The 23,029-nt window shown below is 72.0% G+C and carries 17 protein-coding genes; 8 read left to right on the forward strand and 9 right to left on the reverse strand.

The features are described from left to right. Nucleotides 1–12 precede the first annotated feature (12 nt). Both ACWEOZ_RS38895 and ACWEOZ_RS38900 read right to left on the reverse strand, forming a co-directional pair. Nucleotides 13–1,647 carry a DUF6114 domain-containing protein gene (locus ACWEOZ_RS38895; RefSeq protein ID WP_451915683.1) on the reverse strand — a complete coding sequence of 545 codons (1,635 nt, stop codon included), beginning with the start codon at nt 1,645–1,647 and terminating at the stop codon, nt 13–15. A gap of 83 nt (nt 1,648–1,730) precedes the next feature. Further along, nucleotides 1,731–2,366, reverse strand: a complete 636-nt coding sequence (locus ACWEOZ_RS38900) for a DUF6230 family protein (RefSeq protein ID WP_451915684.1) — start codon at nt 2,364–2,366, stop codon at nt 1,731–1,733. 443 nt (nt 2,367–2,809) lie between these two features. Here ACWEOZ_RS38900 and ACWEOZ_RS38905 point away from each other — a divergent pair, with 443 nt between their 5' ends. From ACWEOZ_RS38905 to ACWEOZ_RS38920, 4 genes are all read left to right on the forward strand, one after another. Beyond that, the gene (locus tag ACWEOZ_RS38905; RefSeq protein ID WP_451915685.1) at nt 2,810–4,441 is read left to right on the forward strand and encodes a sensor histidine kinase; all 1,632 of its coding nucleotides are present in this window, start codon (nt 2,810–2,812) and stop codon (nt 4,439–4,441) included. Nucleotides 4,442–4,451: 10 nt separating this feature from the next. Next, nucleotides 4,452–6,368, forward strand: a complete 1,917-nt coding sequence (locus ACWEOZ_RS38910) for an ATP-binding protein (RefSeq protein WP_451915686.1) — start codon at nt 4,452–4,454, stop codon at nt 6,366–6,368. Between the two features lie 93 nt (nt 6,369–6,461). After that, nucleotides 6,462–7,046: a hypothetical protein gene (locus ACWEOZ_RS38915; RefSeq protein WP_451915687.1), complete on the forward strand. Its 585-nt coding sequence runs from the start codon at nt 6,462–6,464 to the stop codon at nt 7,044–7,046. A gap of 107 nt (nt 7,047–7,153) precedes the next feature. After that, a complete protein-coding gene (locus tag ACWEOZ_RS38920) occupies nt 7,154–9,583 on the forward strand; it encodes a glycogen/starch/alpha-glucan phosphorylase (protein ID WP_451915688.1) in 2,430 nt (809 codons plus the stop codon). 16 nt (nt 9,584–9,599) lie between these two features. On the opposite strand, the gene ACWEOZ_RS38925 is transcribed toward ACWEOZ_RS38920, so the two are convergent. Beyond that, complete coding sequence (locus ACWEOZ_RS38925; protein WP_451915689.1) at nt 9,600–10,700, reverse strand: DNA glycosylase AlkZ-like family protein; 1,101 nt, start codon at nt 10,698–10,700, stop codon at nt 9,600–9,602. Between the two features lie 91 nt (nt 10,701–10,791). Between ACWEOZ_RS38925 and ACWEOZ_RS38930 the strand changes: the two genes are divergently transcribed. Beyond that, nucleotides 10,792–11,184, forward strand: coding sequence for an ankyrin repeat domain-containing protein (locus ACWEOZ_RS38930; RefSeq protein ID WP_451915690.1), 393 nt, complete (start codon nt 10,792–10,794; stop codon nt 11,182–11,184). 64 nt (nt 11,185–11,248) lie between these two features. On the opposite strand, the gene ACWEOZ_RS38935 is transcribed toward ACWEOZ_RS38930, so the two are convergent. From ACWEOZ_RS38935 to ACWEOZ_RS38945, 3 genes are all read right to left on the reverse strand, one after another. After that, a complete protein-coding gene (locus ACWEOZ_RS38935) occupies nt 11,249–12,163 on the reverse strand; it encodes a carbohydrate ABC transporter permease (protein ID WP_451915691.1) in 915 nt (304 codons plus the stop codon). Beyond that, the gene (locus ACWEOZ_RS38940) at nt 12,160–13,101 is read right to left on the reverse strand and encodes a carbohydrate ABC transporter permease (RefSeq protein WP_451915705.1); all 942 of its coding nucleotides are present in this window, start codon (nt 13,099–13,101) and stop codon (nt 12,160–12,162) included. The genes ACWEOZ_RS38935 and ACWEOZ_RS38940 overlap by 4 nt, the downstream gene beginning before the upstream one ends. Nucleotides 13,102–13,216: 115 nt before the next feature. Further along, entirely contained in the window at nt 13,217–14,581 is a 1,365-nt protein-coding gene (locus ACWEOZ_RS38945) for an ABC transporter substrate-binding protein (RefSeq protein WP_451915692.1), read from the reverse strand. A gap of 291 nt (nt 14,582–14,872) precedes the next feature. On the opposite strand from ACWEOZ_RS38945, the gene ACWEOZ_RS38950 reads away from it, so the two are divergent. Next, nucleotides 14,873–16,711 (forward strand): diguanylate cyclase domain-containing protein, encoded by a 1,839-nt coding sequence (locus ACWEOZ_RS38950; protein ID WP_451915693.1) that lies wholly within the window; start codon nt 14,873–14,875, stop codon nt 16,709–16,711. A 13-nt stretch (nt 16,712–16,724) separates the two neighbouring features. Here the strand turns inward: ACWEOZ_RS38950 and ACWEOZ_RS38955 are convergent, their stop codons facing one another. The 3 genes from ACWEOZ_RS38955 to ACWEOZ_RS38965 all read right to left on the reverse strand — a co-directional run bounded on the left by ACWEOZ_RS38955 (nt 16,725) and on the right by ACWEOZ_RS38965 (nt 19,426). After that, on the reverse strand, nt 16,725–17,414 hold the full coding sequence (locus tag ACWEOZ_RS38955) for a response regulator transcription factor (RefSeq protein ID WP_451915694.1): 690 nt from the start codon (nt 17,412–17,414) through the stop codon (nt 16,725–16,727). A 113-nt stretch (nt 17,415–17,527) separates the two neighbouring features. Then, complete coding sequence (locus ACWEOZ_RS38960; RefSeq protein WP_451915695.1) at nt 17,528–18,748, reverse strand: APC family permease; 1,221 nt, start codon at nt 18,746–18,748, stop codon at nt 17,528–17,530. A gap of 45 nt (nt 18,749–18,793) precedes the next feature. Then, a complete protein-coding gene (locus ACWEOZ_RS38965) occupies nt 18,794–19,426 on the reverse strand; it encodes a phosphotransferase (RefSeq protein ID WP_451915696.1) in 633 nt (210 codons plus the stop codon). A gap of 119 nt (nt 19,427–19,545) precedes the next feature. On the opposite strand from ACWEOZ_RS38965, the gene ACWEOZ_RS38970 reads away from it, so the two are divergent. After that, on the forward strand, nt 19,546–20,349 hold the full coding sequence (locus ACWEOZ_RS38970; RefSeq protein WP_451915697.1) for an FAD binding domain-containing protein: 804 nt from the start codon (nt 19,546–19,548) through the stop codon (nt 20,347–20,349). Continuing rightward, nucleotides 20,346–23,027, forward strand: coding sequence for a molybdopterin-dependent oxidoreductase (locus tag ACWEOZ_RS38975; RefSeq protein ID WP_451915698.1), 2,682 nt, complete (start codon nt 20,346–20,348; stop codon nt 23,025–23,027). The genes ACWEOZ_RS38970 and ACWEOZ_RS38975 overlap by 4 nt, the downstream gene beginning before the upstream one ends. Nucleotides 23,028–23,029: the final 2 nt, after the last annotated feature.

Below are 23,029 nucleotides of genomic sequence, written 5' to 3' on the forward strand. Positions count from 1 at the left end.
CGGGCCGGCGGGTCAGGCTTTGTCGGTCTGGACCAGATCGGCGACCGTCATCTTGTCGCACTGCACCAGGGCCAGGTCGATCTTCGCGTCGGTGAACCACAGGATCGGCAGGGTCAGCGGCGGCGGCGCGTCGGGGGTGAAGGTGACCGGGATGACGCCGAACAGCTTGCCCTGGAACCGGGTCGTGTAGAAGCGGACGTCGCCCTCGGCGACCAGTTCGGTGCTGTCCTTGCGGGCGACGTGGCCTGGTCCGGTGACGGTCAGGCGGAACGGCTTGTTCACGGCTTTGCGCATGCTGAACTTCAGCGCCCGCACGGTGCCCGTCGCCGTGGTCAGTTTGGCCACGCCGTCGTAGGTGGGGTCGTACATCGTCAGCGAGGAGGTCTCCATCAGGCCGGGCTTGAGGGAGACCTGCGGTGTGTCGTCCCCGGCCGCGTCCTTGAAGACGCGGGGCCCCAGGCACGGGATGTCGCTCGAGCTCGGCGTCGGTGACGCCGAGCTGGGCGAGGTGCTCGGGGTTCCCGACCCGCCGGGTGGGCCGGACGGGCCGGGGGCGGGCGAGGACGGCCCGGCTGACGGGGTCGCGGTGCCGGTCGGGTCCGGGGTGGCCGGCGGTTCGGTGGTCGTGCTCGGCTCCGGCTCGGGTTCGGCCTGCTCCTCGTCGCCGATGCCGAGCAGGTCCCCGACGCCGTCCACGAGCCCGTTCCAGCCGTCGACGATCGGGTTGCCGGCCCCGTCGCTGTCATCCTCCTCGCCGGCCTCGGCGTCACCCGAGGCCGACGGGCCGGCCGAGGCGGAGGGCTTGGCGGTCGGCGTCTTCTTCGCGGCCGTACGGCTCGGTGAGGGCTTGGCCGACGACTGGCGGGCCGCTTCCTTCTTGGCCGCGGCGGCCGGGCGCGACGGCAGGCCCTCGGGGCACTCGGGCTCGGCGCGGGCCGGGGTGTTGCTGCCGGCGATCAGCAGGGCCGCGGTCATCGCCAGCGGGACCAGCGTGATGACGAAGGTCTTGCGGTGCACGCCGTTGGACGGCCGGGGCGGCTCGGCCTGCGTGCTCTCGTCGCCGGGGTAGGCCGGCTCGGCGGGGAACTGCTGAGCGGGCTCCGCCGGGCGCAGGGGAGCGGGCGCGCCGGCCTGGTCGTCCGGGCCGCCGGTGAACCCGGGCACGATCATGGTGGCTGCGGGGTCGTGCGGATGCTGGTCGTGCTGCTGCGGCGCCGGGTCCTCGTCGGTGTCGTGCGCCGTGGGGTCCTCGTCGGACGCGGCCGGGGCGGGGGCCTGCGGCTGGGGCCGGGTGGGCGCCCAGGCGAGCACGAGCGCGCCGCCGAAGATGCCGAGCAGCATGCCGAGCCCGAAGCCGCCGAGGTTCAGCCCGACCAGCGAGTACACCGCGGTGAGCAGGCCGAGCACGCCGTAGAACAGCCGCTGTCCCGGGGTGACCCAGCTCAGCACGCCGGCCAGCACGAGCAGCAGCGGGAGCAGGTAGGACAGGAAGCCCTCCGGCCCCATGTGGACCTCGAGATCGCCGAGGGTCAGGTTGGCGCTGAGGAACAGCTCCAGCCCGGCGATCAGGAGCAGCAGGCCACCCCAGAAAGGCCTGCTTCGCCGCCAGCGGCGGAAACCGCCGTCCGACGCGTTGGTTGTTGCCACGTACTCCTCCAGAAAATCGTGCTGGGCCCCCCGGCATGGTGGAGGCCCGCGGGCGGTGAGCTCCGCGGGCCTCGGGTACTACATCAGAAGCACTCCGGTGGGTTGCCGTCCTTGCCCGGGAAGTTGATCTTCAGGTTGAGCCCGGTCAGCGTGAACGTGCCGGCCGTGGTGGAGACCGCGGTCTGCTTCAGGTCGGTGATCACGACGTGCGAGGCCTCCTGGCCGAAGGAGCCCAGCGGGCCCTTGGCCTCGGGGCCGCCCTGACCCAGCGTCGACGCGTCCTGACCGATGTTGATGTCGGTGAACTCCGCGTTGCCGTTGAGCTCGGACATGCCGATCAGCAGGTTCGTCGCTTTCGCCGGGGCGTTGGCGTCGCGGCCGGCCCGGATCGTCAGGCTGATCGGCGAGCCCGGGGCCCGTACCGACTGGCACAGGTTGTAGAGCTTCGCCGAGGCGATGCCCGACATGGCGACCGGGACGTCCTGGTCACCGCTCTTGGCGGTTTCCAGCTGGCCGCCGTACTGCGCGAAGCCGGTGCCGTCGAGCTTGTCGGCCGAGATCTTGAACGGCTGGCCGGAGATGGCGAACGAGGCGGCGAACGCCCCGTTGGCCAGGCCGAAGACCAAGGCACCGGCGGCCGCGGTGGGGACCGCCACCGCTACGGCGAAACGGCGCCAGTTGGTGCGACCGTAGGCCGGATCGCCTTGCGCATCCTTCACGGATCCTCCTTGTGGGAACTACAACGGCTGCGACCGCACCGCCATGCGGCTCGCATCGCGGGCGACTCTAGGTCAACCGTTGGTATGCAACCCCGTCGATGCGGCCGTCTTAACGTGCGGGAAATGTTGCCTCCAGCTGCGGATGAGGACAAGAGCCCTGGCTACCGGCCAGTAACAGGCTTGTCACAAGATCGATTACTGTGGGTCACCGCAATCGGGGTGCGTGTCCGTGAGATGCGTCGCTAATGGACACATCGGTCGGCCGACAGGCCTGTGATCGTCACCACACGTACGCAGGAGCCTCAAGTTACGGATAGGTAACAACTTTCAGGAAGCTCTCAGGTCTGTGCACTCAGCGTGCGTGCACCACCGGTTCAAGTCGCGGCAATACCTGCCGAACTAGGTCACGAGGGCTGATGCCGCCGTGCGGAGAGGAACGGGCGTTGAGTCGACACGAGCAGCAGCGCCTGGCCGCGTTGCACGAGCACCGCGTGCTCGACGCGCCCGCCGACGACGAGCTGGAGGCGGTCGTCCGGGTCGCCGCGATGGTCGCCGGCGTGCCCACCGCGACCTTGAACCTGATCGACGAGCACCGCCAGTGCCAACTCACCACCGCGGGGTTCACCGGCGGTGACTCCGCCCGTTCCGACTCGATGTGCGCGTTGCGGTTCGAGGCCGGGCAGTTCGTGCACGTCCGGGACGCCAGCACCGACCCCACCTACCGCGAGAACCCGTGGGTCACCGGGGTGCTCGCCGACGTGCGGTTCTACGCCTCGGCGCCGCTGGTCACGCCGCAGGGACACGCGCTGGGCACCCTGTGTGTCTTCGACTCGATGCCCCGGGAGCTGACCGGCGAGCAGATCGAGCGGCTGAAGGACCTGGCCGGGGCGATCCTCGCGCTGTTCGAGCGGCGCCGGCAGGCCCGCGTCATGGCCGAGCTGGCCGCCGAGGCCGAGGCCCGCCAGCGGTTCACCGACACCGTGCTGGACACCATCGACGTGGCGGTGGTCGCCGCGGACCGGTCCGGGCACCTCACCGTCTTCAACCGGGCCGCGCGCGACTGGCACGGCCTCGACGCCGACCCCTCGATCGAGCCGGCCGACTTCGCCGAGCACTACCGGCTGTTCCGGGCCGACGGTGTCACGGCACTGCCCAGCGAGGAGATCCCCCTGCTGCGCGTCCTGCACGGTGGCGCGGTCAGCGACGCCGAGCTCGTCATCCGCCCCGACGACCTCCCGGCGCGGCACGTCGTCGTGGGCGGCCGTGCCCTCACCGCCGCCGACGGCACGCCGCTCGGGGCGGTCGTGGCGATGACCGACGTCACCGCGGACCGCGCCCGGCAGCAGGCCCTGCGGGACGCCCACGCCGAGCTGCTGCGCTCCAACACCGAGCTCGAGCAGTTCGCGGCGGTGGTGAGCCACGACCTCGCGGCGCCGCTGGCGGTCGTCAGCGGCTACCTGGAACTGCTCGGCGAGGACTACACCACGGAGATCGACGCCCAGGGCCAGGAGTGGATCGGGGCCACCGTGCGGGCGGTCGGCCGGATGCAGGCGCTCATCGAGTCGCTGCTGAGCTACGCCCGGGCCGGCAGCGGCCCCTGCCGGCGGGAGACCACCGACCTCGGCGAGCTGGTCGACCTGGCCCTGACGGATCTCCGGGAGAGTGTCCGCCGCGGCGGTGCCACCGTCCGCGTCACCCTTCCGCGGATCACCGTGTCCTGCGATCCGACCCTGGTGCGCCAGCTGCTGCAGAACCTCATCGGCAACGCGGTCAAGTACCGCGACCCGGCCCGGGACTGCCAGGTCGAGGTGTCCGCCCGGCGGGAGCAGGACGAGTACGTCGTCACGGTCCGCGACAACGGCATCGGCATCCCCGCCGACCAGCGCCGCCGGGTCTTCGAGATGTTCGCGCGCGCCGAGACGGCCGGCCCCGCCGGGCACGGTGTCGGGCTCTCCACCTGCGAGCGGATCGTCACGCGCCACGGCGGCCGGATCTGGGCCGATGCCGCACCCAGCGGCGGCGGCACCACGGTCTCCTTCACGCTGCCGGTCTCCCGTACCGCTGCGGACGCCTGAGGTGGCCTCCGTGCGGGCGCGCGTCGACGCGGGCGTCATCGCGGTCCTGGTGCTGTTCATCGGCGTCGTGGTGACCCAGTTCGTGGTCAGCGACAACCTGCAGAGCCGGCACGAGCGGCGGGTGGCCCGGGTCGAGGCCGCCCGCGACGCCAACACCGCGGTGCTGCAACACATGACGGATGCCGAGACCGGCGTACGGGGCTTCCAGATCACCGGCGACGAAAGGTTCCTGGAGCCGTACGACCAGGGCCGTATCGGCGCGTTCACCGCCTTCGACGAGGTCGCCGCCCGGACCACCGACCCGACCGTGCTGCGGCTGGTCACCGCCGAGCGGGCCGCCGCGTCCCGCTGGCTGTACGCGTTCGCGTACCCCATCGTCAACGCCGGGGTGGCCGATCCCGGCTACTCGCAGACCGACCGGGGCAAGGAGCTGTTCGACGACGTCCGTACCGCCAACGCGGCCGTGGCCGAGGCGCTGCGGGCCGACATGCGCCGGGTCACCGCGGCGGACCGGCGCGCCTCGCGGCTGGCCCAGATGCTGTTCGCGTTGCTCGCCATCGGCTTTCTGGCCGTCACCCTGGCCCTCGCCGGGGTAGCGCGCCGGCTGCTGCTGGCCCCGCTGGAGCACATCCGGATGACGCTGCAGCGGCTCGCCGCCGGGGAGCTGTCCGCCCGGGCCGTGCCGGCCGGGCCGGAGGAGATGCGCGCAGTCATCGGCACGCTGAACCGGCTCGCGGCCGAGACGCAGCGCCTGCTCGCCGAGGATGATGCCCGGGTCGCCCGGACCGAACTGCGCCAAGCGGTGGCGGTCGCCCTGCGGGAGACCGGTGATCCGGCCGCGACCGCCGGCCGGGTCGCCGAGCTCGTCGGCCGCGCGCTGGGAGCCGACGTGGTCCACAGCCGGATCCCCGTCGGGGGCACCGATGAGGTCGACGTGCGCTGGCCCGACAACGCGCCGCCGATGCCGGAGTGGACCGTACGCGAGATCCTGGCCGGGGAGGCCGGCACCGTACGGCTCCTGCCGGACGTCGCGGGCGGCGTGGCCGTGCCCATCGGCGGCGACGCCGACTGCCCACCCGGCTTCATCCACGCCGTACGCCCCGATCAGCCGGACTGGACTGCCGACGAGCGGCGCCTGCTCGCCACCGTGGCCCGAGAGGTCGACCACACCGTGCGCCAGCAACGCCTGCAACGCCGTCAGGCCCGGCTGATCACCGAGCTACGGGTGCTCGACGAACGCAAGGACGCCTTCGTCGCCACCGTGACCCACGAGCTGCGCACTCCGCTGACCAGCATCCTGGGCTACACGGAGATGCTGGCCGACGGCGATGCCGGCGACCTGTCCCCGCTGCAGGAGCGCGGTGTCACCGCGATCCTGCGCAACGCTCACCGGCTGCAGGACACGGTCGCCGACCTGCTGCTGCTGGACCGGGCCAACAACACGGTCGGCGCGACCACCGCCCGGGTGGACCTGGCCGAGGTGATGGCGGCGCTCCGGACCGAGTTCGAGCCGCCGGCCCGCGGCCGGGACCTCACCCTGACCGGGGAGGCGGAGCAGGTCTTCGTCGACGGCGACGCCCGGCAGCTCGAGCGGGCGCTGCGCAACCTGCTGGACAACGCGGTGAAGTTCACCGGGCCCGGCGGGGCGGTCGCCTACCGGCTGCGGGCGGTGGACGGCGCGGCGGTGCTGACCGTGACCGACACCGGGATCGGCATCCCGGAGGGCGACCTGGCCGGCCTGTTCACCCCGTTCCACCGGGCGGCCAACGCGATGGATCGGGCGGTGCAGGGCTCGGGGCTGGGCCTGGCGATCGTGCGCAACATCGTCGCCGAGCACGGTGGCTCGGTCACCGCCGAGTCGCGGCTGGGCCAGGGCAGCACCTTCACCGTCACGCTGCCGGCCGCCGAGGCGCCGCACCCGGCCTGAGCACACGGCAACCTGCCCGCAACCGGGCCGGGCACCCGTTCGCACCCCGGCGGGCCGAGGCTGATCTCACCCCCGAAACAAGGAGATCTCCCGATGCGTCTGCGTCGTACTGCTGTCGCCGCCCTGCTGGCCGCCGGGATCGTCGTTTCCGCCGTCGGTACGGCCGCCACCGCCTTCGCCCAGCCGGGCGGCCGGCCCGTCACCGCGCAGAAGGCGACCCCGAAGGCCACCAAGACCAAGAAGCCCGTCCGGACCCGGTTCGAAGCGTCCGGCAAGGTCACCGCCGTCGACGCCGCCGCGGGCACAGTGACGCTGCTGGCCAGCGGCGGCACCAAGGACGTCCGCAAGCGGACCGTGACCGTCACCGTGCCGGGCAGCCTGCGCGTAGTCGTCAACGGGAAGCGCACCACGCTCCAGACGGTCGCGGTGGGGGCCAGGATCGCGGTGAACGGCATCCGGGTCGGCACCGCCTACACCGCCACCAAAGTCTCGGTGAAGCAGCCGAAGAGCCCGGCGGTCAAGCCGACCCCCACCCCCACCGTGCCGGCCACGCCGCAGCCGACGCCCCCGGCCGACGAGACCCCCACGGCGGAGCCCACGCCCACCACGAGCCCGGAGCCGGACGAGGACCCCACCGAGGACCCCGAGGACGAAACCTCCGACGACTTGTCCGCGTAACGCCGCGAAACGCCCCGTTCCGTACCCCGGAGCGGGGCGTTTCCGTCGAGCGTCGATACTCCCCGTGAGACCGTCGAGGGACGGATCACCGTCGGGAGGGACCAGCCGTGACCTACGTGACGTCGCCGCATTCCGGCGACACGCCCGGCGACTTCGGGCGCGACCTGCTGAGCAACCTGTACTACCAGCGCGGCACGACCCTGGAGTCGGCCAGCGCACAGGACGCCTACCACTCGCTCGCCCTGACCGTGCGGAACAGGCTGGTCGACCGCTACATCCGCACGGCGGCCGCGCACTACCGGGCCAACCCCCGGTTCATCTACTACCTGTCGGCCGAGTACATGCTCGGCAAGCAGCTCGACCAGAACCTGCTCTACTCCGGCACCGAGGACAGCGCGCGCCGCGCCCTGGCCGGCCTCGGGCTGTCGAGCTCGGACCTGGACGCCCTGGACGTCGAGCCCGGCCTGGGCAACGGCGGCCTCGGCCGGCTCGCCGCCTGCCTGCTGGACGCCATGGCGACCCAGGACATCCCCGCGGTCGGCTACGGCATCCGCTACGACTTCGGCATCTTCAAGCAGGCCTTCCACGACGGCGGCCAGGTCGAGCGGCCCGACGACTGGACGTTCTACGGCAACCCGTGGGAGTTCCACGCCTCCGACGACCAGCAGACGGTCGGCTTCTACGGCCACGTCGAACCGCTGGAGGGCCTGCGCCGGAGCTGGGTGCCGGGCGAGGTCGTGCTGGGCGAGCCCAGCCACATGCTGGTGCCCGGGTACGGGACGAGCACCGTCAACATCATCCGGCTGTGGCGCGCCCGGGCCGCCCGGGAGTCCTTCGACCTGTCCCGCTTCGGTGCCGGCCAGTACGGCGAGGCGGTCGAGGAGATCGTCCGCTCGGAGAACATCAGCAAGGTCCTCTACCCGGACGACAGCACCGAGCTCGGCCGCGAGCTGCGCCTCAAGCAGCAGCACTTCCTGGTCACCTGCGCGCTGCGGGACATCGTGCGACGGTTCCGGCTGCGCAACAGCGACTGGGACGACTTCGCCGGCAAGGTGGTCATCCAGCTCAACGACACCCACCCGGTGATGGCCATCGCCGAGCTCATGCGGATGCTGGTCGACGAGGAGGGCCTGGAGTGGGACCGGGCCTGGTCGATCACCCGGCGGGTGTTCGCGTACACGTGTCACACGCTGCTGCCCGAGGCGCTGGAGACCTGGCCGGTGGCGCTGGTGCAGCGGCTGCTGCCCCGGCACATGGAGATCATCTTCCTGATCAACCACCTGTTCCTGCAGGAGGTGGCCGCCCGCTACCCGGGTGACGACGCCAAGCTGCGGGAACTGTCGATCATCCAGGAGGGCGGCGAGCAGCGGGTCCGGATGGCCCACCTGGCCGTGGTGGGCAGCTCCGCGGTCAACGGCGTCGCCGAGCTGCACTCGCGCCTGCTGGCCGCCACCACCCTGCGTGGTTTCGCCGAGCTGTGGCCGGGACGCTTCCACAACGTCACCAACGGCATCTCGCCCCGCCGGTTCGTCCGGCTGGCCAACCCGCGGCTGTCCGACCTGATCAGCGGGCGGCTCGGCGGCCGGGCGTGGCTGACCGACCTGGACCGGCTGGTCGAGCTGGAGCCGGCCGCCGACGATCCCGGCTTCCGCGAGCAGTGGCGCGAGGTCAAGCGGCGCAACCGCGAGGAACTGGCCCGGCACGCGCTGGCGGCGACCGGCGTGGCGATCGACCCGGACGCGCTCTGCGACGTGATGATCAAGCGGTTCCACGAGTACAAGCGGCAGTTGCTGCGGGTGCTGCACGTCGTCGCGCAGTACCACCGGATCCGCCGCGACCAGGTCCAGGACGTGGTGCCCCGCACGATCGTGTTCGGCGGCAAGGCGGCGCCGGGCTACTACGCGGCCAAGCGGATCATGCGCCTGGCCAACACGGTGGCCGGCCTGGTCAACGAGGACCCGGTCGTCTCGCCGTACCTGAAAATGGTCTTCCTGCCGGACTACAACGTCTCCCGGGCCCAGCTGATCATCCCGGCCGCGGACCTGTCCGAGCAGATCTCGCTGGCCGGCAAGGAGGCCTCCGGCACCAGCAACATGAAGCTGGCCCTCAACGGCGCCCTGACCATCGGCACCCTGGACGGCGCCAACGTGGAGATCCGCGACCGGGTCGGCGCGGACAACTTCTTCCTGTTCGGACTGGACACCACCGAGGTGGACGCGGTCCGGGCCCGGGGTTACGAACCGCGCGCCTACTACGACCGGGACGCCGAACTGCGGGAGGTGCTCGACACGGTCGCCCACTACGACAAGGAGATCGTCGACGACCTGCTGAACCGCGACGAATACCTGACGCTGGCCGACTACCGCGCCTACGTGGACTGCCAGGACCGGGTGGCCCGGGCCTGGCGCGACCGGGAGGGCTGGACCCGCAAGTCCATCCTGAACACGGCCCGCAGCGGCTTCTTCTCCTCGGACCGCACGGTGCGTGACTACTGCCGCGACATCTGGCACGTGACCCCGTTGCCCATCGACGGCTGAAACGGCCGGCCGGTGGTCAGACCGGCATCGCGAGATCCAGACCGAGCCAGCTCGCCAGGTCGGCGATCTCGTGCCGCACGGCAGCCGTCGTCGCCGGGGTGAAGGGGACGTCCTGGTGGATCGCGTGCACCCGGAACACCCCGGCCCGGCGGTCCGCGGCGGCGTCCAGCTTGCCCACCAGCCGGTCGCCGTCCAGGATCGGCATCGCCCAGTAGCCCCAGCGGCGCTTCGCGGCCGGTTTGAACATCTCCAACTGGTAGTCGAACGCGAACAGCTCGGCCAGGCGCCGGCGGTCGTAGACCAGGCGGTCGAGCGGGGACAGCAGCGCGACCCGGCCGGTGAAGCCCTGGTCGAGGTGCCGCGGGTCGACCCGCCACTGACCCTTCACGCCCTCGACGATCGCCGGCTCACCCGCGGCGCCCACGTCGTCGGGCTCGGCCGGGCTCTGTGGCGCCTTCGCCCGGGCGATGCCGAGCGCGCTGAGCCGGCGTTCGTCGCGGCGGCGCCGCGCCTGCTCGTAGGGCACCACGTCGTCCGGGTAGACGCGCTCGGCCAGATCCCACAGCCGGTCGGAGCCACGCCAACCGGCCGCGGCGACCTCGCCCCGCTGGACCAGGAAGCCGAGCAGCTTGCTGACGTTGCGGTTGTCCGTCCAGCCCGAGGAACGCCACGGGATCTCGCAGGTGTCCGGCAGCTCGCGGCTGGTCAGCGGGCCGTCGGCGCGCAGCCGGTGCAGGATGTCGAGCCGGCAGCCGTTGTTGGCGTCGACCCATTCCCGCAGGCCCTCCTGCCAATCGCGCAAGGGTGGACGCCCGGGCCACTCGGCCATCTCGGCCCGGTACAGCGCGATGTCCTCCGGCGGGCGGACCAGGCCGTGCAGCTCCAGCAGGGTCTGCTCGTCGAGGGCGTCGCGCAGCTGCCCGGGCCGGTAGGACGAGCCGAGCCGGCTCCACAGCACCAGGTCGGCGCTGGGCGCGACGGCGGTGGCCGGGTCGTTCTGCAGCAGCGTCAACCGGCGCACGACGTCGAGCATCCCGCCGGGCGCCCGGGCGTCGAGCAACTGCGCCCGCACGGCGACACGGCGCGCGTCGGCGCGCGACAACCTGTGCACGGTCATCGCCCGACCCTATCGATCGGGTGGGACAAACCGTTGGTGTCCTGCTGCCGGCGGTGCCGTATCGTCCGCTGCCATACCGTAGGGGAGTGGAATGACGGATCGTCAGGGTCGTTCCGAGCTGCATTACGTCGCGTTGGACGGGACAGCCGAGGATGCCGTCCGGCTGATCCTGGCCGGAGAGGATGTCGGCCTGCAGGACAAGGACGGCTGCACGCCGCTGCACATGGCGGCACAGCAGAAGAACACCGCCGTGGCCGAAGTTCTGCTCGCCCACGGCGCTCCGGTGGACGTGGTCAACAAGTTCGGCAATTCGCCGCTCTGGACCGCGGTGTTCGGCTCGAAGGGCGAGGGCGAGGTCATCCGGCTGCTCCGTGCGGCTGGCGCCGATCCCCATCAGTGCAACGCCTCCGGCCGGACGCCGCTGGAGCTGGCCCGGCTCATCGGCAACTACGACGTCGCTCAGTATTTCGCCGATCTGCTCTGAGGCTGAGGAAAGCGAGGGCCCGGCACCGCCGCAGCGGTCCCGGGCCCCTTTCGCGCCGTGGGGGTCAGCCCTTGACACTGCCCGCGAGCAGGCCGCGGACGAAGTACCGCTGGAGCAGCAGGAAGATCGTCACCGGCACCAGGATCGACACGAAGGCGCCCGCCGACAGCAGGTGCCAGGCCGTGCCGCGGGTGCCGCTGAGGTTGGCCAGCGCCACCGTGATCGGGGCGACCGCGTCGCCGCCGCCCGCGAAGGTGAGGGCGACCAGCAGGTCGTTCCACACCCAGAGGAACTGGAAGATGCCGAACGCGGCCAGGGCCGGTCGCAGAAGCGGCAGCAGCACCCGGAAGAAGATCGACACGTGTCCGGCGCCGTCCACCCGGGCCGCTTCCAGCAGGGTCGCCGGGATCTCCCGCATGAAGTTGTGCAGCAGGTAGATCGCCAGCGGCAGGCCGAAGATGGCGTGCGAGATCCAGATCGTCCAGAAGGTGTTGGCCAGGCCCGCGTCCACGTACAGGGTGAGCAGCGGGATCAGCGTCACCTGCAGGGGCACGATCTGCAGGGCGAAGATCGCCAGGAACAGGATGTTGCGCCCGGGGAACTTGATCCAGGCGAACGCGTACGCGGCCAGGCAGGCCAGGCACAACGGGATGATCACCGAGGGGATGGTGATCACCAGCGAGTTCACGAAGAACGAGCCGAGCCCGGCGCCGCTGTCCGCGTCCAGCACGGCCTTGTAGTTGTCCATGGTGAACTTCGGGTCGGAGAAGAAGGTCCACCACCCGGTCGTCTTGATGGCCCGCTCGGGGCGGAACGACGACACCAGCAATCCGAACGTCGGCAGCGTCCAGAGCACCGCGATGACCAGGGCCGCGAGCGAGGCCCAGGGTGAGGTGAGCTTCTTCTTGGCGACCGCCGCCGCGTTCGGCTTGTCCGGGGTCAGCGGTGGCGTCGTGGTGACCGGCGTGACGGTGGTCATAGCGCCTCCGAACTGCGGATCTGCCGGATGTTGTAGGCGACGATCGGGATGACCAGCAGGAACAGCAGCACCGCCAGGGCCGAGCCGAGGCCCTGGTTGTCGCTGCGGAAGCTCTGACTGTAGAACTCGTTGGCGATGACGCTGGTGTTGAACTGGCCGCCGGTCATCGTGCGCACGATGTCGAAGACCTTCAGCGTGCCGATGCCGATGGTGGTCAGTACGACCACCACCGCCGGGCGGATGGCCGGCAGGGTCACGAAGCGGAACATGCCCCACGGGCCGACGCCGTCGAGGCGGGCCGCCTCGATGATGTCGTCCGGGATGGCCTTGATGGCCGCGGACAGCACGGTCATCGCGAAGCCGGCCTGGATCCAGATCATGACCACGATCAGCAGGAACGTGTTCAGCGGCGAGTCCACCAGCCACTGCTGCGGGCTGCCGCCGAGCCAGACCAGGACCTGGTTGAGCAGCCCGATCTGCTTGACGTTGCCCTGGTCCGGGCGGAACTCGTAGACGAACTTCCAGATGATCGACGCGCCCACGAACGAGATCGCCATGGGCAGGAAGACCAGCGCCTTGGCGAAGGACTCCATCTTCGCCTTGTCGACCAGGATGGCGTAGAGCAGGCCGACCGCGGTGGCCACGAACGGCGTCACCACGACCCAGAAGACGGTGTTGCGCAGCACCGTCAGCTGATCGCTGTCGGTGAAGATCGTCTTGTAGTTGTCCATGCCGATGAAGGCGCTGCCGGCCGCATCGAAGAACGACTGGTAGATGGTGCGGATACCCGGATAGACCAGCCCGACCAGCAGCATGATCAGTGTCGGGGCGAGATAGGAATAGGCGACGATTTTGTCACCGCGGCGGCCGCCGAAGCGCCCCGCGATGAACAGGATGATGCCCACGACCGCGGCGAAGAGAAGGATCGCAGCGAACATCTGCGTGAACTTCTCGGCGGTGGTGTCGGCGGTGTCGAACACGCGACCCGTACCTCCTCTGGAGAGCGGCGGGGCCGGTCACCTTGCGGCGACCGGCCCCGGGTGAAGATTCAGATCACTTGGGCCAAGCCTTCTCGATGTTGTCCACCGTCGTCTTGGTGTCCTGCCCGGTGATCCAGCTCGTCGTCTGCTTCCAGTAGGCGTTGGAGCCCACGGCGGCCGGCATCTGGTCCGAGCCGTCGAAGCGGAAGGTCGCGTTCGGGTCCAGCAGGATCGTCGCGGCCAGCTTGTCGACCGGGTTGCTCAGGTTGTTCGGGTCGATCTTGTTGTTGGCGCTGACCCAGCCCTGCGAGAGCTTGGCCTTGATGTTCGCCCACGTGTCGGTCGACAGGTACGTCTGGAAGGCCTTGACCTCCGGACGGTCCGCGAACGCCACGTTGAACTCGCCACCGCCGAGCACCGGCTTCTCCGTGGCGGTCTTGCCCGGCAGGTAGAACGCGAAGACGTCGCCGTCCTCGGCCACCTTGGTGCCCTTGGGGAAGTTCGCCGCGTAGAAGCTGGCCTGGCGGTGCAGCGAGCAGGTGCCCTCGAGGATCGGCAGACCGGCGTCCTGGAACGTGGTCGTGGCGATGCTCTTGACGTCGCCCAGGCCGCCGTTCACGTAGGCCGGGTTCTTCAGGTAGCCACCCACCGCGTCCAGCGCTGCCGTGGACTCGGGGCCGTTGAACGGGATGTCGTGGTTGACCCACTTGTCGTACGTCTCCGGACCGTAGAGCCGGAGCATCATGTCTTCCTGCCAGTCGGTGAGCGGCCAGCCGGTCGCCTCACCGCTGCTGATGCCCGCGCACCACGGCTTCTTCTTGTCCGCGACCATCTTGTCGGTCAGCGTCTTGAGCTCGTCGAGCGTCGTGGGCACCGTGTAGCCGGCGTCCTTGAACTCGCTGGGCGAGTACCAGACCAGCGACTTGACGCTGGCGCCGGACGGCGCGCCGTAGAACTTGCCGTCGACGGTCGCGTAGGCCTTCCAGTCCTTGCCCCAGAACTTGTCGACGTTCGCCGACACCTCGGCCGGTGCCTCGACCGCCTTGCCGGTGGCCACGAGCTGCTTGAGCAGGCCGGGCTGCGGCACGATGGCGAGGTCCGGCGGGTTGCCGGCCTTGGCGCGGACCAGGATCTGCGTCTCGAAGGCCTTGTCGCCCTCGTACTTGATGGTCACGCCGGTGCACTGCTCGAAAGGCTTGTACGAGTCCTTGTACGCCGTGTCCTCGGGCGTCACGATGCCCGTGTAGACCGAGACCGTCTTGCCCTTGAGGTCTCCGAACGAGCTGAACTGCGCGCAGTCGATCGACTGCGCGGCCGTTTTGGAATCGTCGTCCGAGTCGTCACTGCCGCCGCACGCGGCCAGGCCGAACACCAGGCCGATGCCCAGCGTGCCGGCGAGCGCGCTCCTGAAGCGCGGGCTATTGGATTGACCGAACATACCTCTCCCTATCTCACATCACGCCGGGGCGTGACATCACCGTCACCGTCTCCGGTTCCCCCGGTTGCCAGTCAAGAGGTGGAAACGGTGTTTCGCAATGTTTCCGCTTGATCAACCGAGTAACGATTCAGCACCGGGCCAGCGGAGACCTTAAACGGTTAAGAAAGCTAACCGTAAAAGGAGCCGCACCGGCGTCACCCCGGGCGTGCACCCACACCGCTACCCCGTACCGGTGTAGTAAGGGGGCGCGGCGTGGCCGTGCCGAGCCCGAACGCCCGCAGGAGGATCGCGATGCCACCCGAGCGGTCCGCCTCGTTGCCCCGTACGGTCGCGACCGACCCGGTGGTGCTCGCCCTGGCCGGGGTGTCCCTGGCGGCGATCGGCTGGCTGCTCTGGGGCCCCGGCAGCCTCGCGTTCCACGTGCTGCTGCGCGCGTGGCTCGGCCCGGCGCTCAATCTGGTCCTGCTGGCCGGTGCGGTGCGGCTGGCCCGCCGGTCCGGGTGCGACGCCGCGGACCGCCGGTTCTGGCGGGCGATGACCGCCATGGGCGCCCTGCTGCTGACCGGTCACCTGGGCCGGCTCGCCGGCGCGCTGCACCGCCCCGACGCCGGCGCGGTGGCGACCGGCCAGTTCCAGAGCGTCTGCGTGCTGGCCGGGGTCACCGTGCTGGTGGTCGCCGCGCTCACCCACCCGCGCCCGGCGGCGCCGAGCCGGGTCCGGCTGCGCAACCTGCTCGACACCACCGCGGTGGGGACCGCCGCCGTCGTCGCCATCTGGTTCATGGCCGACCGCTCGGCCGCCCTGGGTGTCGGCTCGGGCGCGTCCATGGCCGCGGTCGCCATCGCCGTCGTGACCACTTTCGCCGTCATCCGGCTCGTCATGGGCGGGCACAGCCCGATCAGCTCGGCCACCGCCGCTGCGCTCGTCGCCGCCGCGGTGGTCCAGTGCGTCAACGGCGGCGTGCTGCCGGGCAGCGCCGGGTGGCGCGTGCAGCTGGCCCTGCAGATCACCGCCGTGGCCCTGGTCAGCGTGGGTCCCCGGGTGCAGGAACTGGCCGACCGGGCGGCTGCCGGCCGGCCCGCGCGGCGCCGCCGGACCTACAGCGTGCTGCCGTACGCCATGCTCGGGCTGGTCTTCGCCGTCCTGCCCGCCGTCCTGCCGTCCGGGCTCAGCGCCACCGCCCTGGTCGCCCTGGGCGGCCTGCTGGTGATCACCGCCGTCGTGGTGGCCCGGCAGCTGCTCACCTTCGCCGAGAACGAGTCCCTGGTCCGGCGCACCGACGCCGGCCTGGAGACGTTGCGCCGGCAGGAGGAGCGGGTCCGGCTGCTGCTGGAGTACTCGACCGACATCACCTCGCTGATCGACCACACCGGCGCGATGGTCTACCTGACCCCGGCCACCCGGATGCTCGGCTACGAACCGGGCGAGATGCTCGGCGTCCGGGTGATCACGCTGATCCACCCCGACGACCTGCCCGCGCTGCTGGGCGACCTGCAGCAGCTGATGGCCACGCCCGGCGCGACGTTCACCTACCAGGCCCGCTACCGGCACAAGGAGGGCTCCTGGCGCTGGCTGGAGGTCACCAGCCGCAACCTCACGCACGAGCCCAGCGTGGCCGCCGTGGTGAGCAACGCCCGCGACGTCACCGACGCCCGCGAACTGCAGGACCGGTTGCGGCACGAGGCCACCCACGACGCGCTCACCGGGCTGGCCAACCGGGTGCTGTTCGGCCGCCGGCTGGCCGCGACGGTCGGCGGCGGTGTCGCGCTCCTGCACATCGACCTGGACGGCTTCAAGCCGATCAACGACACGTACGGGCACCACGCCGGGGACGCCGTGCTGGTGCGGGTGGCCGAGTGCCTGCGCGCGGCGCTGCCGGCCACGGCGGTAGCGGCCCGCCTGGGCGGCGACGAGTTCGCCGTGCTCCTGCCCGGGGCCGGCACGGCCACCGCGGACCTGGTCGCGGAGCGGTTCCGGATCGCGCTGGCCGAGCCCGTCGAGGTGGACGGGCACCGCCTGACCATCGGGGCCAGTGTCGGCGTGGTGGCCGGCACCGGAGTCGACCCGGAGGCTCTGCTGCGCCGCGCCGACGAGGCCATGTACCGCACCAAGCACGCCTCCCGGCGCTGACCGGCGCGCGGTCTCAGGGCAGCCGGGCGCGCAACGCGTACCCGAAGCCGCGGTGCGTCGCGATCAGCGGCGGGCCGAGCCGCTCCAGCTTGCGGCGCAGGGCGGCGACATGGGCCTCGGCCAGCTCGTGCCCGCTGCCCGGGACGTCCGGCCAGACCCCGGCCCGGATCTCGTCGTGCGACAGCACCCGGCCCGGATCGCGCAGCAGCAGGCGCAGCAGTTCGCGTTCGGACGGCGACAGCGCGACCGGCTCCCCGGCCCGGCGCACCTCGCCGGTGTCCTGGTCCAGCTCCACGTCGGCGTAGCGCAGGACCCGGTTGCCCGGCGCGCCGGCCAGGCGGCGCAGGGCGGCGTGCACCCGGGCCAGCAGCACCTCGACGTCGAACGGCTTGGTGATCCAGTCCTCGTCGCCGTAGGCCAGCTCGGCGACCAGGTCGTCGCGGGTGTCGCGGGCGGACAGGAACACCACCCCGGTCTCCGCGCCCTCGGCCCGCAGCCGCCGGCGCACGTCGATGCCGTCGCCGTCGGGCAGCGACACATCGAGCAGGACCAGGTCGGGTCGCTGCTCCACGACCTTCTCCACGGCCTGCGCCGCCGTCCCCGCGGTGTCGACCGCGAAGCCGTGGCCGGTCAGCACCGTGGACAGCAGGTCCACGATGGTCGGCTGGTCGTCGACGACCAGGATCCGTGCGTTTCCCGTCATGTCGCCCCCATGAGACACAGCGTGAGCACCCGGCGGGTACACCCCGACAGTCCTCCCGGTCGGGACATGGAGGAAAGACCCTGCCCACATGGCAGGAAGCCGGCAGCGCCGGATCACGCTCTCCCGGCCGTGCTGCGCCGGCGGACCCACCACACCGCGACGCCCAGTGCGAAGACCGCCAGCCCCGCGACGACCGACGGCAGCGGCAGCGTCGCCGCCAGCAGCAGGCAGCCGGCCAGCCCCAGGACGGGCACCGGCCGCCACGGTGCACCCTCGTCGCGGCGCAGGGTCATCGCCGAGGCGTTGGCGATCGCGTAGTAGCCGAGCACCCCGAACGAGGAGAAGCCGATCGCGCCGCGCAGGTCCACCAGCAGCACCAGGACGGCCACGGCGACGCCGACGGCGGCCTCCGCGCGGTGCGGCACCCCGGTCCGCCCGCTGACGGCGTCCAGCACCCCGGGCAGGTTGCGGTCGCGGGCCATCGCGAACGTCGTCCGGGAGACGCCCAGGATCAGCGCGAGCAGGGACCCGAGCGCCGCCACCGCCGCCCCGGCCCGGACGACCGGGGCCAGCCAGCCCGGGCCGACCTCGGCCAGCGGTGCCGTCACGGCGGCGAGCCGGGCCGGGCCCAGGCTGCCGAGCAGGGTGAGGGCGACCGCGGCGTACAGGACCAGGGTGATGGTGAGCGCGATCGGGATGGCCCGGGGGATGGTCCGGGCCGGGTCGCGGACCTCCTCGCCGAGGGTGGCGATGCGGGCGTACCCGGCGAAGGCGAAGAAGAGCAGGCCGGCTCCCTGCAACACGCCCCAGGGCGAGACCTGCGGGCCGCTGCCGAGGTGGGCCAGGCCGTCCGTGGAGCCCGCGAGGACGACCGCGAGCAGCACGGCGATCACCACGGTGACCAGGATCCGGGCGGCCAGCGCCGATTTCTGCACGCCGGCCAGGTTCAGCGCGGTCAGCGCGGCGACGGCGAGCACGGCCAGCAGCCGTTCGTGACCGGGGGCGACGTACGCGCCGAAGGTCAGCGCCATCGCCGCGCAGGAGGCGGTCTTGCCGATGACGAAGCCCCAGCCCGCGAGGAAGCCCCACAGGTCGCCCAGCCGCTTGCGCCCGTAGACGTAGGTCCCGCCCGAGGAGGGGTACACGGCCGCCAGCCGCGCCGACGAGACCGCGTTGCAGTACGCGACGACAGCCGCCACGGCCAGCGCGAGCAGCAGCCATCCACCCGCGACTGCCGCGGCCGGGGCGAAGGCCGCGAAGACACCCGCGCCGATCATCGCGCTGAGGCCGACCACCACCGCGTCGGTGACGCCCAGCCGTCGAGTCAGTTCCACCGGATCATCCTTCCCCGGCCGGATGAACGCCCGGCGGCCGGGCAGTCACAGCTCGGTCCAGCCGGCGGTGGTGCGCAGAGCCTGCTCCCAGCGCTGGTGGCCGGGGTCGGCGAGGCCCAGGGTGCGCCGCAGGGCCAGCATCTGACGGCACTTGGCCAGCATGGCCGCCTGCCGCCGGGGCCAGGGCGGGCGGCTGCCGTACCCGGCGAACAGCTCGGTCAGCGCGCCGGCCTCGCCCGGATGGTGGGTGCGCACGATCCACTCGCACCAGGCCAGGTCGTCCACCGGGTCGGCGCCGGGCCGGCCCCATTCCCAGTCCAGGATCCCGGTGACCTCGTGAGTGCCGGGGTCCAGCAGAACGTTGTTGGGGCCGTAATCACCGTGCGTCACGTCGGCCGCGACCAGCCGGCGCACCATCGCACCGCACGAGTGCAGCACCGGACCGGCGTGCCCGGCGTCGATGAGCTCCTGACCGTGCACCCCGCCGAGGTGGGTCAGGTGCAGCTCCCCGGTCGGCGCGGACAGCAGCACCGGCACCGGCAACCGCCCGGCCAGCAGCTGGAGCATGTCGCGTTCGGTGGCCCAGCGGGTGCGGTCGTCCGGCCCGGTGAAGCGTTTGACCACGACGGCGCCGTCACCGCGGGTGTCGTTGGTGTACCCGTGTCGCAGTGGCTGCATCTGTCCCGCCGTCGCTGAGCGTATGACCGGTGAGGATAACCGTCCACACGCCGGAAACACCCCGCGCGTACCGTAACGTTCCAGGTCAAGCAGGGTGCGTCGAAACAGGGGGACCGCACGTGGATCTGCACACCGTCGTCGAGGTGGTCAGTCCGGCCGCGGTGGGGCAGTGGCGGCCGGGGGACGCCTGGCTGGCCGGCGGGACCGCGTTGTTCGCCGAGCCGCAGACCGACGTGACCCGGCTGCTCGACCTGGTGGCCGCGGGCTGGACCCCGGTCACCGTGCACGCGCACGGCCTGGAGATCGCCGCGACCTGCACGGTCGCCGACCTCGCCGGGTACGCGGGCGCCCGGCACTTCACCGCCTTCCACGAGCTGGCCACCGCCTGCTGCCGGGCCTTCCTGGCCTCCTTCAAGATCTGGAACGTGGCCACCGTCGGCGGCAACCTGTGCGCCGCCCTGCCCGCCGGGCCGATGATCGCGCTGACCGCGGCGCTGGACGGCGAATGCCTGATCCTCGGCCCGGACGGCGAGCGACGGCTGAGCGTGGCCCGGTTCGTCACCGGCGACGGCACGACCGCCCTGGCCGCCGGTGAGCTGCTGCGCTCGATCACCTTGCCGGCCGGCGCGCTGACCGGGCGGACGGCGTTCCGCCAGGGCTCGCTGTTCGCCCACGGCCGGTCCGCCGTGCTGCTGATCGGCCGCCGCGCCGGCGCCGGGCTGGTCCTGACCGTCACCGCGGCGACCGTGCGCCCGTTCCAGCTGCGCTTCGCCGAGGTCCCGGACACCGGCGAGCTGGCCGCCGCCCTGCGGGAGGCCATTCCGGACGACGCCTATGTGGACGACGTGCACGGCCTGCCCGCCTGGCGCCGTCACCTGACCGGCCGGTACGCCGAGGAGATCCGCGCGGAGCTGGCCGGATGAGCGTACGGATCAACGGCACCGACCACGAGCAGCCGCCGCGGCCCGGGCAGTGCCTGCGTACGTACCTGCGCCAGGAGGGCTGCTTCGGCGTCAAGAAGGGCTGCGACACCGGCGACTGCGGCGCGTGCACCGTGCACGTCGACGGCCGCCCGGTGCACAGCTGCGTCTACCCGGCGTTCCGGGCCCAGGGCCGGCAGGTCACCACCATCGAGGGCCTCGCCCCGCCGGACGGCCTGCACCCGGTGCAGCAGCACTTCCTGGACGCGCAGGGGTTCCAGTGCGGCTTCTGCACCGCCGGCATGATCATGACGACGGCCGCGCTGGACGAGGCCAAGCTGGCCGATCTGCCGCGCGCACTCAAGGGCAATCTGTGCCGCTGCACCGGATACCGGGCGGTCGCCGACGCGATCAACGGCGTCCGCACGGTCGAGGAGCCCGGCGCCGGACCGGCGATCGGCGCCGGCCTCGGCGCGCCCGCCGGCCCGCAGATCGTCACCGGTACGGCCCGCTACACCTTCGACGTGGAGGTGCCCGGCCTGACGCACCTCAAAGTGCTGCGCTCACCGCACGCGCACGCCCGGATCACCGCCGTCGACACCGCCGCGGCCCTGGCCGTGCCGGGGGTGCTGGCTGTGCTGACCCACGAGGACGCCCCACGGCGGTACTTCTCCACCGCCCGCCACGAGCACCCGACCGAGGACCCGGCCGACACCCGGGTGCTCGACGACGTCGTGCGGCACGTCGGCCAGCGGGTCGCCGCCGTGGTCGCGGAGACCGAGGCCGCCGCGGAGGAGGGGTGCCGGCGGTTGCGGGTCGCGTACGAGATCCTGCCGGCCGTCCTCGACCCGGAGGCCGCGATGCGGCCCGGCGCCCCCGCCGTGCACGGCGACAAGGTCACCGGGCACCGGATCGCCCGCGCCGCCGACAACGTGGTGGGGGAGCTGCACGCCGAGCTGGGCGACGTCGAGGAGGGGTTCGCCGGCGCCGACGTCGTCTACGAGCAGACCTTCCGCACGCCCCGGGTGCAGCACGCCGCGCTGGAGACGCACGGCGCGATCGGCTGGCTCGACGACGCCGGGCGGCTCACGCTGCGCACCAGCTCGCAGACCCCGTTCCTGACCCGGCGGGCGCTGGCCGAGCTGTTCGAGCTGAGCCCGGACCAGGTGCGGGTGCTGACCGGCCGGGTCGGCGGCGGCTTCGGCGGCAAGCAGGAGATGCTGGTCGAGGACCTGGTCGCGCTGGCCGTGCGGCACACCGGCCGGCCGGTGAAGCTGGAGTACACCCGGGCCGAGCAGTTCACCGCGGCGACCACCCGGCACCCCTTCACCGTACGGATGAAGGCCGGCGCCCGCCGCGACGGCACCCTGACCGCGCTGTCGTTGCGGGTCGTCTCGGACACCGGCGCGTACGGCAACCACGGCCCGGCGGTGATGTACCACGCCTGCCACGAGTCGATCGCCGTCTACCGCTGCGCGAACAAGAAGGTCGACGCGTACGCGGTCTACACCAACACCGTCCCCTCCGGAGCCTTCCGCGGCTACGGCCTGGGCCAGGTGTCGTTCGCCGTCGAGTCGGTGCTCGACGAGCTCGCCCGGCGGCTCGGGCTGGATCCGGTGCTGGTGCGGGAGCGCAACATCGTGCGTCCCGGGGAGCCGCTGGCCGCGCCGGGCGACCACGCCGACGACCTGATCATCGCCAGCTACGGCCTCGACCAGTGCCTGGACGCCGTACGGGCGGCGGCGGCCGAGCCGCTCACGCAGCCGGTGCCCGACGGCTGGCAGGTCGGGGACGGCATGGCCCTGGCGATGATCGCCGCCGGGCCGCCCGGCGGGCACTTCGCCGATGCCGCGATCACCCTGCTGCCCGACGGCCGGTACGAGATCGCCGTCGGCACGACCGAGTTCGGCAACGGCAGCACCACCGTGCACGCCCAGCTCGCCGCGGACACCCTCGGCACGACCCCGGACCGGATCCTGATCCGCCAGTCCGACACCGACGTGGTCGGCCACGACACCGGCGCGTTCGCCTCGACGGGCGTGGTCGTGGCCGGCCAGGCCGTCCTGCACGCGGCCCGGGCCCTGCGCGAGCGGCTGCTGGTGCTGGCCGGGCCGGGCGCGGTCGGGCTGGGCGTGGACGCCGTGACCCTGCGGGACGGCCGGCTCACCCTGAAGGACCTGGCCGCGTCGGCCCCCGCACCGGTCCGGGCCGAGGGGCACTGGACCGGCACCCCGCGCTCGGTGGCGTTCAACGTGCAGTGGTTCCGCGTCGCCGTCGATCCGGGCACCGGTGAGCTGCGGATCCTGCGCAGCGTGCACAGCGCCGACGCGGGCACCGTGCTCAACCCGCTGCAGACCCGCGGCCAGATCGAGGGCGGGGTCGCCCAGGCGCTGGGCGCCACACTGGCCGAGCACGTGGACCTCGACGCCGAGGGCCGGGTCACCACGGCCGGGTTCCGGCAATACCACCTGCCGACCCTGGCCGACGTGCCGCCGACCGAGGTCGTGTTCGCCCGGACCGAGGACGCGATCGGCCCGCTCGGGGCCAAGTCGATGAGCGAGAGCCCGTTCAATCCGGTGGCGCCGGCTCTGGCCAACGCCCTGCGCGACGCCACCGGGGTGCGCTTCACCGAGCTGCCGTTCACCCGCGACCGCATCTGGCAGCGCCTGCGGGCCGGCTGAGC

The sequence above is a fragment of the Actinoplanes sp. NPDC004185 genome (assembly GCF_053603475.1).

Coding starts and splice junctions, on each gene's coding strand:
- ACWEOZ_RS38950 (WP_451915693.1), top strand. CDS start 14,873: ATGCCACCCGAGCGGTCCGCCTCGTTGCCCCGTACGGTCGCGACCGAC.
- ACWEOZ_RS38940 (WP_451915705.1), bottom strand. CDS start 13,101: ATGTTCGCTGCGATCCTTCTCTTCGCCGCGGTCGTGGGCATCATCCTG.
- ACWEOZ_RS38955 (WP_451915694.1), bottom strand. CDS start 17,414: ATGACGGGAAACGCACGGATCCTGGTCGTCGACGACCAGCCGACCATC.
- ACWEOZ_RS38925 (WP_451915689.1), bottom strand. CDS start 10,700: ATGACCGTGCACAGGTTGTCGCGCGCCGACGCGCGCCGTGTCGCCGTG.
- ACWEOZ_RS38935 (WP_451915691.1), bottom strand. CDS start 12,163: ATGACCACCGTCACGCCGGTCACCACGACGCCACCGCTGACCCCGGAC.
- ACWEOZ_RS38965 (WP_451915696.1), bottom strand. CDS start 19,426: ATGCAGCCACTGCGACACGGGTACACCAACGACACCCGCGGTGACGGC.
- ACWEOZ_RS38930 (WP_451915690.1), top strand. CDS start 10,792: ATGACGGATCGTCAGGGTCGTTCCGAGCTGCATTACGTCGCGTTGGAC.
- ACWEOZ_RS38915 (WP_451915687.1), top strand. CDS start 6,462: ATGCGTCTGCGTCGTACTGCTGTCGCCGCCCTGCTGGCCGCCGGGATC.
- ACWEOZ_RS38945 (WP_451915692.1), bottom strand. CDS start 14,581: ATGTTCGGTCAATCCAATAGCCCGCGCTTCAGGAGCGCGCTCGCCGGC.
- ACWEOZ_RS38975 (WP_451915698.1), top strand. CDS start 20,346: ATGAGCGTACGGATCAACGGCACCGACCACGAGCAGCCGCCGCGGCCC.